The sequence below is a fragment of the Anaerobiospirillum sp. NML120449 genome (assembly GCF_023051105.1).
In the GTDB taxonomy this organism is placed as follows: domain Bacteria; phylum Pseudomonadota; class Gammaproteobacteria; order Enterobacterales; family Succinivibrionaceae; genus Anaerobiospirillum.
The window spans coordinates 41,053-61,865 of the sequence record NZ_JALKIL010000007.1; the positions used below are offsets into that span (position 1 = coordinate 41,053).

A 20,813-nucleotide genomic window follows, 5' to 3' on the forward strand; every position below is an offset into this window, starting at 1 on the left:
TCAACACAGCAACCCCACATCACAATGCCTCCTTGCCTCAATTGCAGGCAAGCAACCATTTGCATCAGGAAAGTAAGAAGAAATCACAACGTAAAGACAGCTCTGGCACCGCTCAAAGCTCTGCATATGATGCAGGGCCACAGGTTAGTATGAGGCTGGGCCGCCGCTCAGGCGGCAGCTGCAGCAGCCATGCAGCAGCCGCAGCAGCTGCATGGCTTCAGGCTTATGCCCGCGCGCGCAGTGCGTCGGGCAGCCAGGCTGTGACAGGGTGCCAGGCTCAATCACGACATCAGAGAGATGATATGAACACATTACACGGCAGTGGCTTTATCCGGCCACTGAAAAGGCAGAGAGAGGTGCTCTACCTGCCGGTAACCGGCCACTCGGTTGTACAGGGTGTAGCCGGCAGCGGCAAGACCACAATGGCTCTTTTAAGGGCACAGTTTATGACTGAGCCTGGTCTTGAGCACAGCGGCCGCACTTTGATACTGACCTACAACAAATCACTGTGCTCCAGCATTGAAGGCTACATCAGACAGCAGGGTCTGAGTGTTCCGGGGCGGCATGGTGTAACGGCTGCCAACTATCACAGGCTGATAGTGGCTGACCTGTGCCGCCTCAAGGGCAAGCGTTCCTTCAACTACCCGTCAGCAAAAGATGGCGATGAGCTCATCTCAAAGGCAGTAGCCGAAGTCATGGCTGAAAACAGCGAGGTCAGCCTCTTCAGGCGCCCTCTTGAGTTCTTCAAGGACGAGATTGAGTGGATACTGCGCATGGGCATCAGCTCGGTTGACGAATATGTCGAAGCCGAGCGTATCGGCCGTGGCCGTCATGTCCTGCTGCGTGCCCAGAGACCTTACATGTATCAGGTGATGGAGAGCTACCTCAAACTTCTCCGTAAGAGCGGCTTTGACTATGACTGGAATCTGGTGGTTGTCGACTGGTGCAGAGAGCTTGAGGCCGGAAAGATATCCTTCCCTTATCGTCATCTGATTATCGACGAGGGACAGGACCTGCCTCTGTGCCTGATACGGGCCCTGGGCAGTGCCTGCGGTGGTCTGGGCATTACTGAGGCTGTAAGCTACGAGGACGGCGATGTTAAGATAGATGCTGATGACGATTCTTATGATCTGGACGACTCTGATCCGGCCGACAGCACAGACGCTGACAGCAACAGCCATTACTCTGCCCAGTCAAATAAGAAGCCGGGCTCACTGACCTTTTTCGTCGATGAAGCTCAGCAGATCTACGGTCCGCGCATCAGCTGGAAGAAGGCCGGTCTTAACATAAAGAAGGTATGGCGCCTGACTGAGAACTACCGCAACACTGCCGAGATCTTCAACCTTGCCCGTACCCTTGCTGAAAGTTACGAAGATGAGGACAGCCCTGACAAGAACCTCAGTGACAGCAGCACTCCTCATGGTCATGGCCAGAAGCCTTTCCTGTACAAGTGTTCCAGGTTCGACAGCCGCATGAACATGCTCAGGGACATTACAGACAGGTTCAACACCCGCAAGCAGCGTATCGGCATTCTGGTATCGACCCACAAGCAGATGTATGAGGTCAAGAACAGCATTTTCGGATCCCAGACCATTGCCAATGGCGGTAACGACAAGATGACTCCTGATAATCCGGGCATCTACGTTTCCACCATACACTCGGCCAAGGGACTGGAGTTTGACGTGGTAGTGCTGCCTTACATGGATGCCGGCTTTTTCAGCGATCCCCGCACTGTCACTGAAGATGACAAGTATGCATTCAGCCGCATGATCAAGGAGTACAAGACTCTGTACGTAGCTGTAACCAGAGCCAGAGAGGAGCTGCATATTATGTTTGTGGACAATCTTACGGCCATGATGCCTGATGACCAGTCACTGTATCAGGAGGGCTCGGTATGATTGCTGATGTGAATACTCTGGACAGCGCCGACATTGATGTTGAGGTACGTGATCTGGTTGAAGAACGCGGGATTACCAGGCTGTGTCACTTCACCCAGTCGCGCAATCTTGCCCACATCTTTGGCGACCAGTCAGGACTGCAGGCTACCAATACGCTCAAGAAGTTCAGAATGCCTTTCAATGCCAGCGATGAGAACCGCTATGACCGTCATGAAGATCTGATCTGCTGCAGCATTGAATATCCCAATGTCTTCTACTTCACCACAGCCCGTGGCCGCGAGATTCTGTTCAAGGACTGGGCCGTTCTGCTGATCAGGCCTGACTATATCTGGCTTGAGAGCAGCCGTTTCTGTCCGTGCAATGCCGCAACCGGCGGCGGCGCATATGTATGCTCCGGTGTCGAGGGCTTTGACTCACTTTATGACGTAAGTCCGCCCGGCCCCAACACTGTAAGACGCGGCTCCCGCCACATGCACGAGGTTCCGACCAACATTCAGGCTGAGGTCATGGTCCAGGGTCAGATATCATCCTCTGACATCACAGGCATTGTTTTTCAAAGTGAAAAACAGGCCCTGATGGAACTGACCAGGCTGAAGATTCTCAAGGTAGAGCTTGAGTGTCCAATGTATGTCTGCCCTGAGTTTTACGACAAGGTCGCCATGACCAATGCCATCAAAAACTCCGCAAAACCGGAAATGAAGCTCTTCAAGAGCTGACATGCCCCCGCCCTTAATGATGCTGTCCCCAGCCATAAGGCCGCCACGTCCGTTACGGCCTCAAAAGCGGCCATACGGCCGCCACGTCCGCCATGGCTGCAGCGGCTTCCGCCGCTGTCCGGCCCGGGCATGGCATGGCCGGGCCGGCCGGGGCAGCATCCTGGCAGGGCAATGGTTTGAACGGGACGGGCTTGAGATATGAGTGAGCTGCCAATGAAAATTAGTGTCGAGGATATGGCCATCGGCTCCATGCTGGGAGCTGCATATGGCGATGCTCTGGGCTGGCCCTGGGAAAGAGCCGGCCGCAACAAGGTAGACGCCGATGACAGCATCCCGCGCTTCATGCTGCGCTCCTGGCAGAGAATTGGCAGTTATGGCGCTTACCGGTACCGCGAAAGCATGAAGCCGGGCACCTGCTCTGATGATACCCAGATGATTCTGTGTGTCAGCCGCTCCCTGCTGATGGGTGAGCGCTGGTTTGAGCACAGCACCACCAGGGAACTGCCTTTCTGGGCCATGTATGAAAGAGGTGGCGGCGGCGCCACCAAAAGGTCCATCAAGGCCTGGGCAGCAGGACAGGCACCATGGAGTAAGAGCCTGCCGCCTGAGAGCCGTGAAGATTACTTCATGGCCGGCGGCAATGGCGTTGCCATGAGGGTATTGCCTCATGTCATCAGGGGATTTCGCAGCGATTTCAGGCTGACGGCTGAGCGCATCTTTATCGACGGTATCACCACCCATGGCCACCCTGTGGCCCTTGCAGGTGCTCTGGCCTACGGATACGCTCTGTGGCTGATGATAAGACACAGCATCAATACCGTCAGTGCAGGGCAGCACTGCCAGCTCGACCTGTCCGCCCCTGATGCCAGTCCCGGCCGCTCCGCTCCGATCAACATAGCTGACATTATGCTCAGCAATATCGCTCAGTGGTCAATGCTGCCTGACAGAGGCGTTCTTCCTGAGGACTGGACGGCCGGAGTTGACGGCTGCTCCTATGACTGGATGGGCAAGTGGGGCGAGGCCATAGACAGCCTCAGACAATACCTGACCATTGCTGCACAGAGCATGGCTCAGGGCGGCGCCGGTCATGAGAGGGACATGCAGGTCATGACCGCACTGCACTGCTTTGACCCGGCGATTAAAGGCGCCGGAACAGTAGCCGCAGCAGCTGCCATATACCTTGCTCAGTCATGGCAGCACCAGCCGGTTGAAGGAGTGATAAGCGCGGCCTTTGCCCGAGGCTCGGATACCGACACCATAGCCTCAATGTGCGGCGGACTGCTCGGCTGCATGAAAGGCAGTGCCTGGCTTGCGCAGGTACGCAGCCATATTCAGGATGAGGCCTGTCTTTGCGCTTATGCCCTCAAGCTTGCACAAGCTTCCTCAGATCCCCTTGAACCGGCCGGCCCCGCCCTCTACACCTTAAGCCCGAACGCTGAAGTACCATCAGAAAAGAAGCTTGCCCAGTGGAAGAAATGGCTGTTCAGCCAGTACCCGGGACCATCAGACTCACTGCCGCTGACAGAAGCTCATTACCAGGGACATCAGGAAAATGGTGAGGACAAGGGCATAAGCATTGGTGAGGTCATGCTTCCTGACGGCCGCACAGCTCATGCAGCCTTCTTCACCGGCCATGCCTTTAACCCTGCCAGACAGAGACTTACCTGCGCGCTTGTCACAGCTGACGGCCAGTCTATGTACATCAACATACTGATAAAGGTCGATCCAGCACCTGAACCAGCCCCCGAGCCCGGCCTCGAGTCCGGCTCGGCGCAGAGCGCAGGCCATGCAGTCAGCCCTGCAACAGTCAGCAACAGCCACAACAGTGAACTCCGCCCGGAACAGTCAGCTGGCCAGCTGCCAAGACAGAGCCCCTCAGAGAGTGGCAATCAGACTGTGGCCGGCAACCATATTGTCGGCGGCGCTGATGCTGCCACAGCGCCGGGCATGTCAGCCGCTGTGGCTGTCCCGGCAGCTCAGACACAAGCACAAAAGCAGATGCCGCCCCTGCAGCAGGAGCGGACTGACGGCGCTGTCAGCTCGGCTCCTGTCTGCCTTAAGGCCGGCTTCAAGCTCACTGCAGCCTCATTTGACAGGTCTCTTGCCTTCTACCGCGACGCTCTGGGTCTGAGGGTTAAGAAGAAAAATGCAGGCACCGTATCCTTTGAGCAGGGTCTGGTGCTGGTAAGCAGCGACTATCTGAGCCGCAAGGCCGGTATGGACGACTGGCTGGGTCTGCGCTCTTTAATCTACATTGAGGTGGCCGATCTGGATCTGAGCTTCAGCCGCCTGAGTTCAGCCGGAGTCAAGATCCTCAGCACCCCGGCCCCATGGGGCAAGAGCGGCATGAGCTGCTTTCGCTGCCTGGACCCCGATGGCAATGTAGTTGAGGTCTTTGGCAAAACCCGAGGCTGACAGACCAGCGCCTGACCGGGCCGCACGCCTCGTGCAGCTCAGTCAGGCACATGCCCCAAGCCCGCAAAAGCCATTTCAGCCTGCCCGGGCCATCAATGCCAACAGGGCCATGCTGCTGCAGCACAGCAGGCCCGATGGCCTGGCCCTTATGCAAAGGTCTGCAGCCATGGCTTAAAGTTCACACCAGGCTCGATCGGCGGTCTGGAATCAGGTCAGGTTCAGGCTCAGGATCAAAGACAGATGTTTACTGTGGCCGTTGTCAGGTCCAGGAAGGAAAGGCAGCCGCGATCGCGGCAGGATGGCGGGGCAGCGGGAGGACTGGCCAGGACTGGACAGGCCCGGACGGGACTTGAGTGATGTGCAAGGCGGGATTCCATGTTGCGGCAAGATTTAGTCATGGATTGACAAGATTCCTGATTTTTACCTGATTTAACGGCATAACATAGATACAACATGCAGGTAAAAGAAAAGAACCTTGCGGTTCCCAAAGAAATGGTGGATGCTATAGGACTCGAACCTATGACCCTCTGCTTGTAAGGCAGATGCTCTAACCAGACTGAGCTAAGCATCCGTAATGGTGGGTCGTGAGGGGATCGAACCCGCGACCAACGGATTAAGAGTCCGCTGCTCTACCAGCTGAGCTAACGACCCATTAGGATTTCTTTTTTGAAATGGTGGATGCTATAGGACTCGAACCTATGACCCTCTGCTTGTAAGGCAGATGCTCTAACCAGACTGAGCTAAGCATCCATAACGTGGTGGGTCGTGAGGGGATCGAACCCGCGACCAACGGATTAAGAGTCCGCTGCTCTACCAGCTGAGCTAACGACCCACGTATGGGATTGGCTGACTTGAATGGTGGGTCGTGAGGGGATCGAACCCGCGACCAACGGATTAAGAGTCCGCTGCTCTACCAGCTGAGCTAACGACCCAGACAAGACAGCAAGAAGTCGATGGTGGGTTGTGAGGGGATCGAACCCTCGACCAATGGATTAAAAGTCCACTGCTCTACCGCTGAGCTAACAACCCATACGGTTGCCCTTTCAACTTCCTGTCACATTCGCTGTTACGAACTGACGGGGTGCTATTTTACTTAAATAATCCATCAACGCAAGCACTTTTTTCAAAAATTTGAAGATTTTTTAACAATTGGCTTTTATAAGCCTTTTTCAGACACAATATTGCCAGCCCGCCAGCTTCAGATACTGCCGGATCGGGCTGTAGCACCGGCCATTGGAGCTGCCACCAGCTAACAGACAGGCAAATGTGTTTAGCTTAAGCAGCCTTACCGGTGTCGGTAAGCCCCTCTGTCATAAGCCCCCAGGCATATGCCTACATCGGCGCCCGCATCTGCTCTCTGTACCTGCATCTGACCTCTGTGCCTGTGTGGCTGGCAGAGCTTTGCCAAAGGACACCAAATGGAGCCCAGGCTGGACGACAGTAAATTTCACTTTCGACTGCCTTCTTCATGCGTGGCCCTGCCGGACTTATGGCTGGCAGAACAAACAGAATCCATAGTAAATTCTGCGGACACGCCATCTGTACTGGTACTACTGAATTGGACAGCCGATAAGTACTTTTCAGACATGATGCAGCCGGGCATACTGGATCTTAAATGTCCCGGCCTTTGCAAAGGCTGCCTGGGATTTTGCTGGCGCCTGGCACGACGGTAACAGGCTGCCCGTGCTTTTGATGGTGCCCGGCACGACGGTAACAGGCTGTCCGTGCTTTTGATGGTGCCCGGCATGACGATAACAGACTGCCCTTGCTTTTGATGTCAGCGGGCAGGTCGGTAACTGACTGCCCATGCTTTTGTTGTCAGCGGGCAGGACGGAGACTGAATGCATGTTTTTTTGCTGGCGCCAGGCAGTACGCTAACAGGCTGCATACAGCTTTGATTTATGGGAGGCAATTATGGAAGAAGTTAAGAACAGCCGCGACTTTATGCGCAACTTCTTTGAGCGCATGTACGAAAAAGAAGCTGCCTCTTTTGAGGGAGCCCTGAAGCTGCCGCTTGAAGAAAAGGATAAGGCCATGTGGCTTGATCCTGACAGCAAGGATGAATGGAAGCAATGGAAGCTCATAGAATCCACTGTCAGTGAAAAAGACGTTCTCAGCATGTTCTCAGAGATAGGATGCACCCCTCCTGAATGCCTGATTGCCTATTTCACTGTCTACCATCATTATTTTGATGACCCTGTTGGCCGACACCCTGTGTCAAAGCCTTTTGCAGGACTTAAGAATGCATGGAATCCAGCCCTGGTAAAAGCAGGCTTTCTGCCTTTTGCCTGGGACGAGGAGCACAGCCTCATTCTCTTCATTGACCTTGAGAATATGCCAGACCAGTACAGCTGCCCTGTCTGCCAGATTGATCACGAGATCCTCTTTGACATAACTGATGAGCTTTATGAAGAGGATGATGACGACGAGTACGATGATGATACTGACTGTGATGACGACGAGCTGGACGATGACTGTGAGCAGGCTATGGAACAGGCCGAAGCTGACTGCATCCGCCTGGCCGTAATCGACAATATGGAGGAACTGGCTCCAGACTTCTTTACCTTCCTGAACAACATGCTTGAGGAGTGATGCTGCAGCGGCATTAGACCCTTTTGCTGTAAGCCGCACCCTGCCTGATAAATACGGCCATCCTGCCCAGCTGCTGGAGCCGGTGCAGATCAGGTGCAAGGTGCCTGTCTTCGTCCATCAGGTTCAGGACGATAAAGACAGCCGCCCCGTCAGCTCACGCAAGCGCGTGCCTCAACTGTCTGCCTCAAGGCAGACAGCAAGGGCAATGGACACTGGCTGTTTCAGTAAAGTCTGACTGGATGGAGGCTCTGGCCGTAAAAACTGTGGGCTAGACGAACTTGACTGTCATACGTATTAGCTGTTGAGCTCAGGGAAATTAGGCTATGCCCAAAGGCTGGCCGTTTTCTTGGTGGCATGCGGTGCTGACTCGCTGGCCGTTTACTGGATGGCAGCGCCGCTTGCCTTGCCCTGTTATGGAATGCAGCACAGCTGCCAGGCTGGACGTGTTCTGGCTGGCATGCGGTGCTGCATGGACGTGTTCTGGCTGGCAGGCTGAGCTGTAAGGTGGCAGCACTGAGGTTGATCTTGCGGGAATGGCATGGGCCTGTCAGTTTGTAAGGGGCTGTAATTTGGCAGTGGCGGAGCACAATGACGGGGCGGAACGGAAAAAGAGATCAATAGTAGCTTAAAGCGGGCGGCCATGGCATGATTTGGGCCGCTGCTTGCTTGATTTTGTGACGAATTTCGCTAAAATAACCGTGACTTTGGCTGTCGTGTTTTTTCAGCACATGAACTCAAAGATTATCCAGCTCCCGTCACCTGGCAGCATCTAATATTGATCTCTGATGTGACTCTGGCGTTTTTCTGAGAGTATCGGCTTCCTGCAGCCATCATTACAGGCTTAATCAAAGCTCTCAATGGATATTGCAGACAGTTATCATGATTTGCCCTGCAGGGCAAATCTCAGTATGCAGCTGTCGCGCTTCTGAATTAAATTGCTTACAGCTCAGTAAATGCTGAGCTCCAGTCAAACAGAAGTTAAGGGCCGAGGAGATAAGATTAAGCTCCCGCCCCTATAAAATCCATTGACCCTGGCCATCCCCTTTATCTGGTTAGTTGTAACAGCATCTAGCCCGTTTATGCTGCATGCAAATCGTGTTTTTGCTCGCAAATGGCGCTTATGGCTGACGATGTTACACCCTTTAATCAGCCTGCTTTTACCATAACTTTTTCAGGCTGCTGTCCCGGGGCCTGCAGGACCATGATGCGCATAAGGCTGCGCACTGCGCTGCACTTCAATGCACCGCACCGTATCAGGTTTGATAACCTTGTCCGTTCATGCTGACAGCACTCTCCGTCAAGTCGGTTTTATCAGCTCGAATTATTGGAGGTATTTGTGGCAAGTACCGCAATCCTTGCACTCGCTGATGGCACTGTATTCAAAGGCAAAGCCTTTGGTGCCTCAGGTGTCACCCTAACTGGCGAAGTCGTTTTCAACACTTCAATGACTGGCTATCAGGAAATTCTTACCGACCCTTCCTACACCGGTCAGATGGTTACCCTCACCTATCCTCACATCGGCAACTACGGCATCAACTCCGAGGACATGGAATCTGACAAGGTCTGTGTTCAGGGTCTGATTGTTCGTGACCTTTCCCCTGTAGCCTCCAACTTCCGCAGCGAAATCTCCCTGAGCGACTTTCTGGCCAAGTATGGTAAGCCAGGCATCAGCGGTATCGACACCCGTATGCTTACCCGTATCCTCCGTGAAAAGGGTGCCCAGAACGGCTGTCTGACCACTGATCCCTCCATCACTCCAGATCAGGCCGTAAAAATGGCCCAGGACTGCCCTTCCATGAAGGGTCAGGATCTGGCAAAGGTTGTTACCACCGACAAGATCTATGAGTGGACCGATGGCGAGTGGACCCTTGGTTCAGGCTATGCAAAGCAGGACCCTGCCTCTTTGCCATTTAATGTTGTGGTCTATGACTTTGGCGTCAAGATCAACATCCTGCGTATGCTGGCTCAGCGTGGCTGCCGCCTGACTGTAGTACCTGCCACAACCCCTGCTGATGATGTCCTCAAGCTCAATCCTGATGGCGTTTTCCTGTCTAACGGTCCTGGCGATCCTGAGCCATGTACCTACGCCATTGAGGCTATTAAGACCTTTATTGAGCACAAGATTCCTTTATTTGGCATCTGCCTTGGCCACCAGCTGCTTGGTCTTGCCTCAGGCGCCCGTACCATCAAGATGAAGTTTGGCCACCATGGTGCCAACCATCCGGTACGTGATACTGCCACCAATACTGTCTATATCACCTCTCAGAACCACGGCTTCTGCGTTGATAAGGACACCCTGCCTGACAATGTCAAGGCAACCCACTTCTCCCTGTTCGACGGTTCCCTCCAGGGTATCGAGCGTCTGGACGTACCTGCATTCAGCTTCCAGGGTCACCCTGAGGCCAGTCCAGGTCCGCACGATCCAAAGCCACTTTTTGATCACTTCATCGAGCTGATGCGTCAAAATCACAAGTAAAGGACTGGAGAAGTAAATGCCAAAGCGTACTGACATAAAGAGCATTCTGATTCTGGGCGCAGGCCCAATCGTTATCGGTCAGGCCTGTGAGTTCGACTACTCCGGTACCCAGGCCTGTCGTGCCTTACGTGAAGAGGGCTACCGCGTCATTCTGGTCAACTCCAATCCGGCTACCATTATGACCGACCCTAATATTGCTGATTCAACCTACATTGAGCCTATCGACTGGCGTGTAGTTGAGCGCATTATTGAAAAGGAGCGTCCTGATGCTGTTCTGCCTACCATGGGTGGTCAGACTGCACTTAACTGCGCCCTTGATCTGGAGCGTCATGGTGTACTGGAGAAGTACGGCGTTGAGATGATCGGTGCCAATGCCGACACCATCGACAAGGCCGAGAACCGTGAGCGCTTTGATGAGGCCATGAAGAAGATTGGCCTTTCCTGCCCACGTTCAGGCATTGCCCACTCTCTTGAAGAGGCCTGGCAGGTTCAGAGCGAAGTAGGCTTCCCATGTATCATCCGTCCATCTTTCACCATGGGTGGCACCGGTGGTGGTATTGCCTACAATCCTGAAGAATTTGAAGAAATCTGTACCAAGGGTCTTGAGAGCTCCCCTACTCACGAGCTGCTCATTGACGAATCCCTGATCGGCTGGAAAGAGTTCGAGATGGAAGTGGTGCGTGACCGCAAGGACAACTGCATCATAGTCTGCTCCATCGAAAACTTCGATGCCATGGGTATTCACACCGGTGACTCCATCACTGTTGCTCCTGCCCAGACCCTGACCGACAAGGAATACCAGATCATGCGTGACGCCTCCATGGCCGTATTACGCGAGATCGGTGTTGAGACCGGCGGTTCCAACGTACAGTTCGGTATCAATCCTAAGGACGGCCGCATGGTCATCATTGAGATGAACCCACGTGTGTCCCGTTCCTCAGCCCTTGCCTCCAAGGCAACCGGTTTCCCTATTGCCAAGGTAGCTGCCAAGCTTGCAGTTGGCTACACACTTGATGAGCTGGGCAATGACATTACCGGCAATCTGACCCCTGCCTCATTCGAGCCTTCCATTGACTATGTAGTCACCAAGGTTCCACGCTTCAACTTTGAAAAGTTCCCTAACTCCAATGACCGTCTGACCACTCAGATGAAGTCAGTAGGTGAGGTCATGGCTATCGGCCGTACCTTCCAGGAGTCACTGCAGAAGGCCCTGCGTGGTCTTGAGACCGGCAAGAGCGGCTTTGACCCTCGTCTGGACATGAGCCACAAGGAAGCCCGCACCAAGCTGCTCCATGAGCTTGAGGAAGCCGGAGCTCACCGTATCTGGTACATTGCCGATGCTTTCCGTATGGAAATGACTGTTGAGGAGCTCTTTGAGTACACCAACATCGATCCATGGTTCCTGGTCCAGATCAAGGAACTCATCGACATTGAAAAGTCACTGTCAGGCCGTACCTTAAAGTCCATTGACGCCGAAGAGATGCACGATCTCAAGTCCCGTGGCTTCTCCGATGCCCGTCTTGCAGAAATCCTCAACACCACCGAGGATCTGGTTCGTGAGCGTCGCTGGCTGCATGAGGTTTATCCAACCTTCAAGCGTGTTGATACCTGTGCTGCCGAGTTCTCAACTCCTACTGCCTATATGTACTCCACCTATGAGCAGGAGTGTGAGGCCAATCCAAGCGACCGTCGCAAGATCATGATTTTAGGCGGCGGCCCTAACCGTATTGGTCAGGGTATCGAGTTCGACTACTGCTGCGTGCACGCCTCCATGGCCTTACGTGAGGACGGTTTCGAGACCATTATGGTCAACTGCAACCCAGAGACCGTTTCTACCGACTATGACATTTCCGATCGTCTGTATTTTGAGCCTGTAACTCTTGAAGACGTTCTGGAAATTGCCCGTGTTGAAAAACCTGAGGGCGTTATCGTTCAGTTTGGCGGTCAGACTCCATTAAAGCTGGCCCGCAAGCTTGAGCAGGCCGGTGTACCAATCATCGGTACCTCACCTGATGCCATCGACAAGGCTGAAGATCGTCAGCGCTTCCAGGAAGCCGTTGAGAAGCTCAACCTGCTCCAGCCTAAGAACGGTACTGCCATTTCCTTAAATCAGGCCGTTTCCATCGCCGAGCAGATTGGCTATCCTCTGGTAGTACGTCCATCCTATGTACTGGGCGGCCGTGCCATGGAAGTGGTTTATGACGAGGACGATCTGCGCCGTTACTTCAACGAGGCCGTCAAGGTTTCCAACAAGTCTCCGGTACTGCTCGACAAGTTCCTTGATCACGCCATTGAGGTTGACGTTGATGCCGTATGCGACGGCAAGGACGTCGTAATCGGCGGCATTATGGAGCACGTTGAGGAGTGTGGCGTTCACTCCGGTGACGCTGCCTGCGTACTGCCACCATGGCATCTGTCCGAGGAAATCAAGGAGCGTATTGTCAAGATCTCCCGCGATCTGGCCATGGAGCTGGACGTACGCGGTCTGATGAATGTACAGCTGGCTGTTCGTGATGATGAAATCTACCTCATTGAGGTAAACCCACGCGCTGCCCGTACCGTACCATTTGTTTCCAAGGTAACCTCTCTGCCTCTGGCCAAAATCGCTGCCCGAATCATGAGCGGTGTATCCCTTGCTGAGCAGGGCATTACCGAGCAGGTAATTCCTCCTTACTACTCTGTAAAGGAAGTGGTTCTGCCATTCCACAAGTTCCCAGGTTCTGACCCTATCTTAGGCCCTGAGATGCGTTCTACCGGTGAGGTTATGGGCACCGCCTGCACCTTCCACGAGGCCTATGCCAAGGCACAGCTGGCCTCCAACAGTGAGATCGTCCGCAAGGGCCGTGTCCTGCTGTCTATCCGCAATTCCGACAAGCCTGTGCTGGCCGAGCTGGGCCGCAAGCTGGCTGCTGCCGGTTTTGAAATGGATGCTACCGGTGGTACCTACAAGGTTCTTAAGGAAGCCGGTCTGCCAGTAACCCGCGTCAAGAAGGTATTTGAGGGTCGTCCAAACATTCTCGACGGCATCAAGTCAGGTCACTACAGCTGGGTTATCAACACCACTGAGGGCCGTCAGTCCGTACTGGATTCACGCTCTCTGCGTCGTGGCGCTCTGCAGTACCATGTAAGCTACTGCACCACCATCAACGCAGCCTTTGCTACTGTTGAAGCCATTGGTGAAAATGAGTTTGCTACCGTAAACTCAATCCAGGAACTCCACCAGATGATTAAGGATGCAAAGAAAAAGGACTGACAGCCAGAAGAGAAGCACCGCCGCTCCGGCCCTGACAGCTGGAGCGGTAAAGTGTAATACTCTCAGCTGAACTCATCCTTTTGCAGGGCAGGGCCGCAAGGTCCTGCCCTGCGCATTTATGCCCGGCCAGCTGCTCCGGACATCATAAACCGCCCCAGGCAGGCATCCACGCCCCGTCACCGTCGTGCCAGCCTGGCGACGCTGCTGGCGCCCGGCGCCCGCCCGACGCCCGCCCAGGCAAGCCCGCCCAGGAGAGCCCGGTCAGAGCCGCAAGGTCAGCCTGTGGCCTGTATCTTTATAAATTGTGAGCCAGGTCTTGCATACTTGTTAAAAGCATGTATAATGTGCCCACAAACCGATGCGGATGGATGGCAGAGCGGTTGAATGCAACGGTCTTGAAAACCGTCGAGGATTTGCGTCCTCCGTGAGTTCGAATCTCACTCCATCCGCCATCAGGATTCAAAAAGGCTCAGGCCTTTTATTTTTTGCCCACACGCTAGATACAACACACCCCATCAAAGCTCCCACCAATTGCCACATCTTATTAACATCATCCCGGACAAAGCAGCCACAGAAGCATACCCGACCCTGCAATGCCCCGGCCCAGCGCCATACATGACTCCACTCCAGGCTAAGCCACTGCTCAGCACATTAACATGCACTGGCAATACAAAACCACAAGCATTGCAGACTGAGCTGACTTCATCACAGCTGCGCCTGCCTGACATGACTACGCTATGGCATAGAATGCAGACAAAATTCTTAGACAAACTATTAAATCAGCCAATACGTTAAGTGCACATAAGTGCACACAACTGTTTGAACATTAAGATTCCATGCTCTGCAGCCTCTGGCGGTAAGATACTTGAAAAATAGCTGCTTTAACCTATACTTACGCTTTCAGAGCCACCGTTTTTTGGGTTACCAGGCAGCTGATTTTCTTTTTGAAATATCATCAGGGCCTTCATAAATGACTCACCGTCACGGCTTTATTTATAGAAAATCAGCTTAATTTTGCTGAACTAAGCCTGTTCGTCCATCACTGCTGATACCAGAGCAGGAACCTGCCGACAGCATTTTCTGCTGCAAACAGCTGCAGCTGCGACATCCAGCAAATTGCTTCATATTTCAGGTACCTATTAGTTGACTGCCTGGTGGCAGCATATTTAACTGAAACTCTGATTTAAATCTATTTTCTGACATTATCTGACCTGCATCAGCAGGCTGCCTGGCTGTCCGGGCGTATCAGCATAATGAGCGCTGCCGTTTTACTGATGGCTGACGACAGCACCGTGCCGCACGTCGGCGCGTCAGGCACTTTTGCTACAAACAGGAGCTTCAATCATGTCTGACTGGTCAATGGGTTATCAGACCGACCTGCAATACACCTACGGTTACTTCAGAATGAATAACCCTCTATATGCCCACTACCTTTTTACATCCCAGGGCTATGCTTTTCCAGGCCAGGGGGGGGGTGGCACGTTTAATGCATGTGAACTTGGTTTTGGCCAGGGTGTTTCCATTACCATGCATGCCGCAGCCTCAGATGCCAGCTGGTACGGAAATGACTTCAATCCAGTCCAGGTAAGCAATGCCCGCCATTTTGCCCAATGCGCTAAAACTACTGTCATGCTCAGCGATGACAGCTTTGAGCAGTTTGTCCAGCGTGATGACCTGCCTGAATTCGATTTTATCTGCATGCACGGAATCTGGTCCTGGATCTCTCCTGAAAACCAGCAGTTTGTTATTGATTTTGTCAGCAAGCACCTCAAGGTAGGCGGCGTATTCTACATTTCCTACAATGTGTCTCCAGGCTTTATCGTATTTGAGCCTATGCGCCATCTGATGAGTGAGATCAACAAGCACATGCTGGGCTCTAACATGAATGCCGAGCAGAAGCTTGCTACCGTCAAGGATGCCCTCAAGCAGCTCGTCGCCGTCAAGCCATCCTATGCCAATGTATTCCCTGGCCTTGAAAAGCGTATCGACAAGACCTTTGAAAATGACTTCCACTATCTGGTAGGCGAATATCTCAATACCTACTGGGATGTTACCCACCACTCTGTAATCTGTGAGAAGCTGCAGTCTGCCAAGCTTGAGTATGCACTGTCAGCCCATGCCACTGACCTCATGGACAGCCTCAACCTCACCTCCGAACAGCAGCAATATCTGGCTCAGTACCGTGGTACCCCTCTTTATGAGACCTGCCGCGACCTGATCGTCAACCGTCAGTTCCGTACCGACTATTTCGTCAAGGGCGCACGTCGCCTGGGCCCTGCCGAGCAGCAGCGTGAGTACGACAATCTGTCCGTAGTACTGGTCAAGGCCATGGAGGACTTTGAGTACTCAATTGACTCCCGTCTTGGTAAGGCTGAGCTGCGCAAAGATGTTTATGAGCCAGTGCTCAAGGTACTGTCTGACCACAAGCCACACACAATTGGTGAAATCAAGGAGAAGGTTACTGCCTCTACCAAGGGTAAGGTCAGCATTGAGCACATCACCGAGGCTGTTAACGCTCTGGTATTCTCCGGTAACTGTGAGCCGGCTATCTGCGATGCAGACACCATTGCCCGCAATGAGGAAAAGTGCAAGTCACTGAATATCAGCATTATCAATGACTTCAATGACACTCCTCTTGCCTTCCTTTCCTCCCCTGTAACCCAGGGCGCCCTGAGCGTTGGCAAGGTAACCCTGATGGTGCTGCAGATTTACCTCAAGCACAACAGACCAAAGAACCACGATGTCATGGAAAAGGACGTCATGGAAATTCTGACCTCCGGTAAGAACACTCTCAACAACGAGGGCAAGCCAGTTACTGAGCCAGAAGAGCAACGCAAGATCGTCAAGAACCTGATCAAGGACTTCTACAACAAGCAGCTGCCACTTATCAACGGTCTGCACATGATCTGATCTGCTTTCGCCTGAAACAGGCGCCAGATATTCATAGCAAAAGCCCGGACCTTGGTCCGGGCTTTTTCATTCCCCGCCTTTCATGACCAGCCTGCTGCTGACCGCAAGCTCAGCCCTGTACTGCACACTCTCATAAATTCCGCTGTCTGCACCTGCTGCATTAGATGAAAGCAACAGCCCCAGTTTGCTCCATCACCGGACAGTCTCCGGCCTTATGAATGAAGTCCGTCTGATGCAGACCATACCCCGTCCTGTCTTTAGACTCCGCATATGCCACCAGTCAGTGCAGGAGCATTGGCTTTGATGCGCCGGAGAGAAAGACTATATTTAAGCCCTTTAAAAATTGTTGTGCTAAAATCTGCTGCCATCAAGCATGACATACAATCAAATTTCAGGCTGTATAGCCTCTTCAATCAGGAGCTTATCTCAATGGCTGAATGGTCCATGGGTTATCAGACCGACCTGCAATACACTTTTGGCTATTTCCGTATGAACAACCCTCTGTATGCCAGATACCTTTTTACCTCACAGGGACTGGCCTTTCCGCGCATGGGGGGGGTGGCACGTTTAATGCATGTGAACTAGGATTTGGCCAGGGCGTTTCCATCACCATGCACGCTGCCGCTTCAGATGCCAACTGGTATGGAAATGACTTCAACCCTACTCAGGTAAGCCACGCCCGCAACTTTGCTCAAAACGCCAATACTTCAGTCATGCTCAGCGATGACAGCTTTGAACAATTCGCTCAGCGCGACGATCTTCCTGAATTTGACTTCATCTGCATGCACGGCATCTGGTCATGGATCTCCCCTGAGAACCAGCAGTATGTGGTAGATTTCGTCAGCAGACACCTGAAAGTAGGTGGTGTCTTCTATCTCTCCTACAATGTCGGACCAGGCTTTATCGTATTCGAGCCTGTACGTCACATCATCAGCGAACTCAATAAGCACGTTCTGGGCACCGCCATGAGTCCTGAACAAAAGCTCAACTCCTTCAAGGACGTACTAAACAAGCTTATTGAAGCCAAGCCTTCCTATGCCGCCGTATTTCCTGGTCTTGCCAAGCGCATTGAGCAGACTCTGGAGCACGACTTCCACTATCTTTCCGGCGAATACCTCAACAGCTACTGGGATGTCACTCACCACTCTGTGGTGGCTGAAAAACTGCAGTCCGCCAAGCTTAACTTTGCTATTTCAGCTCACGGCACCGACCTCATGGACAGCCTCAACCTCACGACTGAACAGCAGCAGTACCTGGCTCAATTCCGTGGCACTCCTATGTATGAGACCTTGCGTGACTTCATAGTCAACCGCCAGTTCCGCGCCGATTTCTTTGCCAAGGGCGTATGCCACATGACCGCCGCTGAGCAAAAGCGTGAATACAACAGCCTGGCTGTAGTGCTGGTCAAGGCCATGGAGGACTTTGAGTACTCAATTGATTCCCGTCTTGGCAAGGCTGAGCTGCGCAAGGATGTTTATGAGCCTGTACTCAAGGTGCTGAGCGACCACAAACCGCACACCATTGCCCAGATCAAGGAAAAGGTCAGTGACGCCACTAAAGGCGAGGTCAAGGACGAACATGTATCTGAAGCCGTCAACGCTCTGGTATTCTCCGGCAACTGCGAGCCTGCCATCACTGATGAGCAGACCATAAAGCGCAACGTGGACAAGTGCCACGCCATGAATATCAGCATCATCAACGACTTTAACGACACTCCACTGGCATTCCTTGCATCTCCCGTAACCCAGGGCGCCCTGAGCGTAGGCAAGGTCACTCTTATGGTGCTTCAGATCTACCTCAAGCACAACCGTCCGGAGAACAGAGAGGTCATGGAAAATGACGTTATGGAAATCCTGACCTCAGGCAAAAACACTCTCAACAACGAAGGCAAGCCGGTCACTGACCCGGACGAGCAGCGCAAGATCATCAAGAACCTTATCAAGGACTTCTACACCAAGCAGCTGCCTCTCATAAGCGGCCTGCAGCTTATCTGACCTGCAGGCCACAAGGACGTGCACGCCTCTTCAGGGTCCGCATCCCTGGCCTGCATCGCTCCATGAGCCCGTATAAAATCCCGTTCCTGTAATGACAGAAGGTCCTGATATCTTGCGATGTCAGGACCTTCATTTTTTGACCATCAGCTGCGCAAAAGGCAGCTGGTATGCACGACTGCAGTGCTGCATGACTGCACGGCAATCACAGGGCTGTGCAGTCAGGCTGGTGCAGCTGTCTTACATGGTCACGAACTTGGCCACAAAAGCAGCAGCAAGCAGCCAGGTAGCGATGGTAATGCGCTTGAACTTGCCGCTTAACAGGTGCAGCAGAACAAAGGAGATTAAGCCCAGAGCAATACCCTCAGAGATGGAGTAGGACAGAGGCATCATGATGATACACATGAATGCAGGGATAGACTCGGCATAGTCACCAAAGTCGATCTTCTGAACCTGGCTCATCATCATAAGACCTACCAGAATTAATACCGGAGCGGTAGCGGCGCCTGGCACGGCAAGGAAGAATGGAGCAAGGAATAGGGCTACCAGGAAACAGACAGCGGTAGTAAAGGAGGTAAGACCGGTACGGCCACCCTCGGCAACACCGGCAGCAGACTCAACGAAAGTGGTAATGGTGGAGCTGCCCATAACGGCGCCGGCAGTGGTACCAATAGCGTCAGTCAGGAAGGCCTTCTTCAAGTGAGGGATACGGCCATTGCTGTCGATCATGCCAGCACGGTTGGATACGCCTACCAGAGTACCGATGGTATCGAATATGTCCACAAAGAGGAAGGTAAAGACAATGATGGCCATCTCCCTGGTAAAGATCTTGTCGAACTCAAACTTGAAGAAGATAGGCTCCATTGATGGAGGAACACCGATAACGGCATCAAGATGGGTAATGCCCAGAGGAATACCTACGACAGTGGTCAGGATGATACCAAGCAGCAGAGCACCGCGAATCTTGAGAATGAGCAGTACTGAAGTAATCAGAATACCAATCATGCCCAGAAGAGCAGGACCGTGGGTGATATCACCAAGGGTCACCAGAGTGGCAGGATTGTCGACAATGATTTGGGAGTTCTGCAGGCCAATGAAAGCGATGAACAGACCAATACCGGCAGAGATGGCATACTTCAATGACATTGGGATGGCATTTACTATCTGCTCACGGATGTTGGTGATGGTCAGAATGATGAAGATAATACCTTCAATTAATACGGCGGTCAGAGCAAACTGCCAGCTGTAGCCCATGGTCAGACAGACGGTATAGGCAAAGAAAGCATTAAGACCTACGCCCGGTGCCAGAGCAAAAGGCAGCTTGGCGTAAACGGCCATTAACAGAGTGGAAAATGCTGCAGCAACTGCAGTAGTGGTGAACAGGGCACCCTTGTCCATACCGGCAGCAGCCAGTACGTTTGGAGAAAGGGCAAGAATATAAGCCATGGTCAGGAAGGTAGTAATACCTGCCAGAATCTCTGGCTTAATGCTGTGGACTTTAGGGTCAAAACCGAACAGTTTCTGTAACATGTAAAGCACATCCGGATAGCAGCTTTCTGTCATGCCGCCGACCTGCCATAAGGCCAGCTCAACCCCCGTCATTACCCTCACAGTATATATACACTCTCAGCACAGCCTCACAACTTACAATATCCCCATAGCCAGAGAAATCGCATGATCTGGTAAGTGTGTGCACTGAAACTTATGTTTATTTGAGAGTGAGAAAGAGGAGGGAGGAAACAGAATCGCTGTCTGTCAACAAGAAGGGAACCCAGGTATCAGGCCGGAAAAAGCAGCTGCGTCACAAGGTTTAAGTACCTGACTCAGGGCTGTTTTCCCATGCATGATTCGCCTGAAAATTTGTGCGCAATACTATCATTACCAGCTGTTTTTAGCAATTGCAAAAGCATGGTCAAATGCACTTATACCCGCTGATTTATGCCGATTTATCAGCCCTGCCCTGATCATAAAATTTCCCCCTGCCAGCTCCGTCAGTCCATAAGCTCCTCCCAGGAGTACACACACGACTTTTATACCCGTCACAATAATACTGCACCGCCTGACATGGCTGAATTCACCTGGGCTAATCCTGCTAATCCCGCCCGCCCATCCAGACTACGACCAGAATATGTCCATTCCTCTGGAGCCAGCCCCAACTCCTGAAGCTGGTCCCTGCACACGACCATGTTCCAGCTCACTCGCTGTCCCGGCACACGACCATGTTTAAGCCCAGTCGCTGTCCCGGCACACGACCATGTTTCAGCCCAGTAGCTATCCCTGTCCGCGTCCATGTAGAGGTATGAGCTCTGTGGGAATATGCCCCTGTGCCACTGGGAAATGTCGTGCGCAAAAGTGAGACAGCGCCGCTCCTTGCGCATTGCAGCGCTGTTAATTAAATGGCAATAGGTTAAACTAAGCAGACCGCCAGATGCTCAGGTCACAATGAGTATCAGGCATAAGGGTATATGAGTATGCCCGCGATGATCCCCGTGATCATCAACTGTTAAGATAAGCATCACTATACTCACCAGCGGCTGACTGCCCCAGGGCAGCTACTGTAAG

Annotated in this window: 11 protein-coding genes and 7 tRNA genes; 10 read left to right on the top strand and 8 right to left on the bottom strand. The window is 52.8% G+C overall.

The annotated features are described in order from the left end of the window. Positions 1-302 precede the first annotated feature (302 nt). From MXE41_RS03415 to MXE41_RS03425, 3 genes are all read left to right on the top strand, one after another. Positions 303-1,898: a 3'-5' exonuclease gene (locus tag MXE41_RS03415; protein ID WP_247099378.1), complete on the top strand. Its 1,596-nt coding sequence runs from the start codon at positions 303-305 to the stop codon at positions 1,896-1,898. Beyond that, on the top strand, positions 1,895-2,614 hold the full coding sequence (locus MXE41_RS03420; protein WP_246976740.1) for a DarT ssDNA thymidine ADP-ribosyltransferase family protein: 720 nt from the start codon (positions 1,895-1,897) through the stop codon (positions 2,612-2,614). Before MXE41_RS03415 ends, MXE41_RS03420 begins: the two co-directional genes overlap by 4 nt. Positions 2,615-2,812: 198 nt before the next feature. Next, positions 2,813-5,029 carry an ADP-ribosylglycohydrolase family protein gene (locus MXE41_RS03425; protein WP_247099379.1) on the top strand — a complete coding sequence of 739 codons (2,217 nt, stop codon included), beginning with the start codon at positions 2,813-2,815 and terminating at the stop codon, positions 5,027-5,029. Between the two features lie 493 nt (positions 5,030-5,522). Here the strand turns inward: MXE41_RS03425 and MXE41_RS03430 are convergent. The 7 genes from MXE41_RS03430 to MXE41_RS03460 all read right to left on the bottom strand — a co-directional run bounded on the left by MXE41_RS03430 (position 5,523) and on the right by MXE41_RS03460 (position 6,837). Continuing rightward, positions 5,523-5,600 (bottom strand) — tRNA-Val (locus MXE41_RS03430). A gap of 4 nt (positions 5,601-5,604) precedes the next feature. Continuing rightward, a tRNA-Lys gene (locus MXE41_RS03435) sits at positions 5,605-5,680 on the bottom strand. Between the two features lie 21 nt (positions 5,681-5,701). Beyond that, positions 5,702-5,779, bottom strand: a tRNA-Val gene (locus tag MXE41_RS03440). 6 nt (positions 5,780-5,785) lie between these two features. Next, positions 5,786-5,861 (bottom strand) — tRNA-Lys (locus tag MXE41_RS03445). 24 nt (positions 5,862-5,885) lie between these two features. Beyond that, positions 5,886-5,961 (bottom strand) — tRNA-Lys (locus MXE41_RS03450). Between the two features lie 22 nt (positions 5,962-5,983). Continuing rightward, positions 5,984-6,058, bottom strand: a tRNA-Lys gene (locus tag MXE41_RS03455). A 551-nt stretch (positions 6,059-6,609) separates the two neighbouring features. Next, positions 6,610-6,837 carry a hypothetical protein gene (locus MXE41_RS03460; RefSeq protein ID WP_247099380.1) on the bottom strand — a complete coding sequence of 76 codons (228 nt, stop codon included), beginning with the start codon at positions 6,835-6,837 and terminating at the stop codon, positions 6,610-6,612. A 106-nt stretch (positions 6,838-6,943) separates the two neighbouring features. Between MXE41_RS03460 and MXE41_RS03465 the strand changes: the two genes are divergently transcribed. From MXE41_RS03465 to MXE41_RS03495, 7 genes are all read left to right on the top strand, one after another. Further along, entirely contained in the window at positions 6,944-7,621 is a 678-nt protein-coding gene (locus MXE41_RS03465; protein ID WP_247099381.1) for a hypothetical protein, read from the top strand. 1,336 nt (positions 7,622-8,957) lie between these two features. After that, positions 8,958-10,097 (top strand): glutamine-hydrolyzing carbamoyl-phosphate synthase small subunit, encoded by a 1,140-nt coding sequence (gene carA, locus MXE41_RS03470; RefSeq protein ID WP_247099382.1) that lies wholly within the window; start codon positions 8,958-8,960, stop codon positions 10,095-10,097. A 16-nt stretch (positions 10,098-10,113) separates the two neighbouring features. Continuing rightward, positions 10,114-13,350 (top strand): carbamoyl-phosphate synthase large subunit, encoded by a 3,237-nt coding sequence (gene carB / locus MXE41_RS03475; RefSeq protein ID WP_247099383.1) that lies wholly within the window; start codon positions 10,114-10,116, stop codon positions 13,348-13,350. Between the two features lie 362 nt (positions 13,351-13,712). After that, positions 13,713-13,802, top strand: a tRNA-Ser gene (locus MXE41_RS03480). Positions 13,803-14,694: 892 nt separating this feature from the next. Beyond that, positions 14,695-16,260: a class I SAM-dependent methyltransferase gene (locus tag MXE41_RS03485; RefSeq protein ID WP_247099384.1), complete on the top strand. Its 1,566-nt coding sequence runs from the start codon at positions 14,695-14,697 to the stop codon at positions 16,258-16,260. A 429-nt stretch (positions 16,261-16,689) separates the two neighbouring features. Beyond that, positions 16,690-16,845 carry a hypothetical protein gene (locus tag MXE41_RS03490; protein WP_247099385.1) on the top strand — a complete coding sequence of 52 codons (156 nt, stop codon included), beginning with the start codon at positions 16,690-16,692 and terminating at the stop codon, positions 16,843-16,845. A 26-nt stretch (positions 16,846-16,871) separates the two neighbouring features. Further along, positions 16,872-18,254 (top strand): class I SAM-dependent methyltransferase, encoded by a 1,383-nt coding sequence (locus MXE41_RS03495; protein ID WP_247099386.1) that lies wholly within the window; start codon positions 16,872-16,874, stop codon positions 18,252-18,254. Positions 18,255-18,491: 237 nt separating this feature from the next. Here the strand turns inward: MXE41_RS03495 and MXE41_RS03500 are convergent, their stop codons facing one another. Then, a complete protein-coding gene (locus MXE41_RS03500) occupies positions 18,492-19,781 on the bottom strand; it encodes an NCS2 family permease (RefSeq protein WP_247073741.1) in 1,290 nt (429 codons plus the stop codon). Between the last annotated feature and the right edge of the window lie 1,032 nt (positions 19,782-20,813).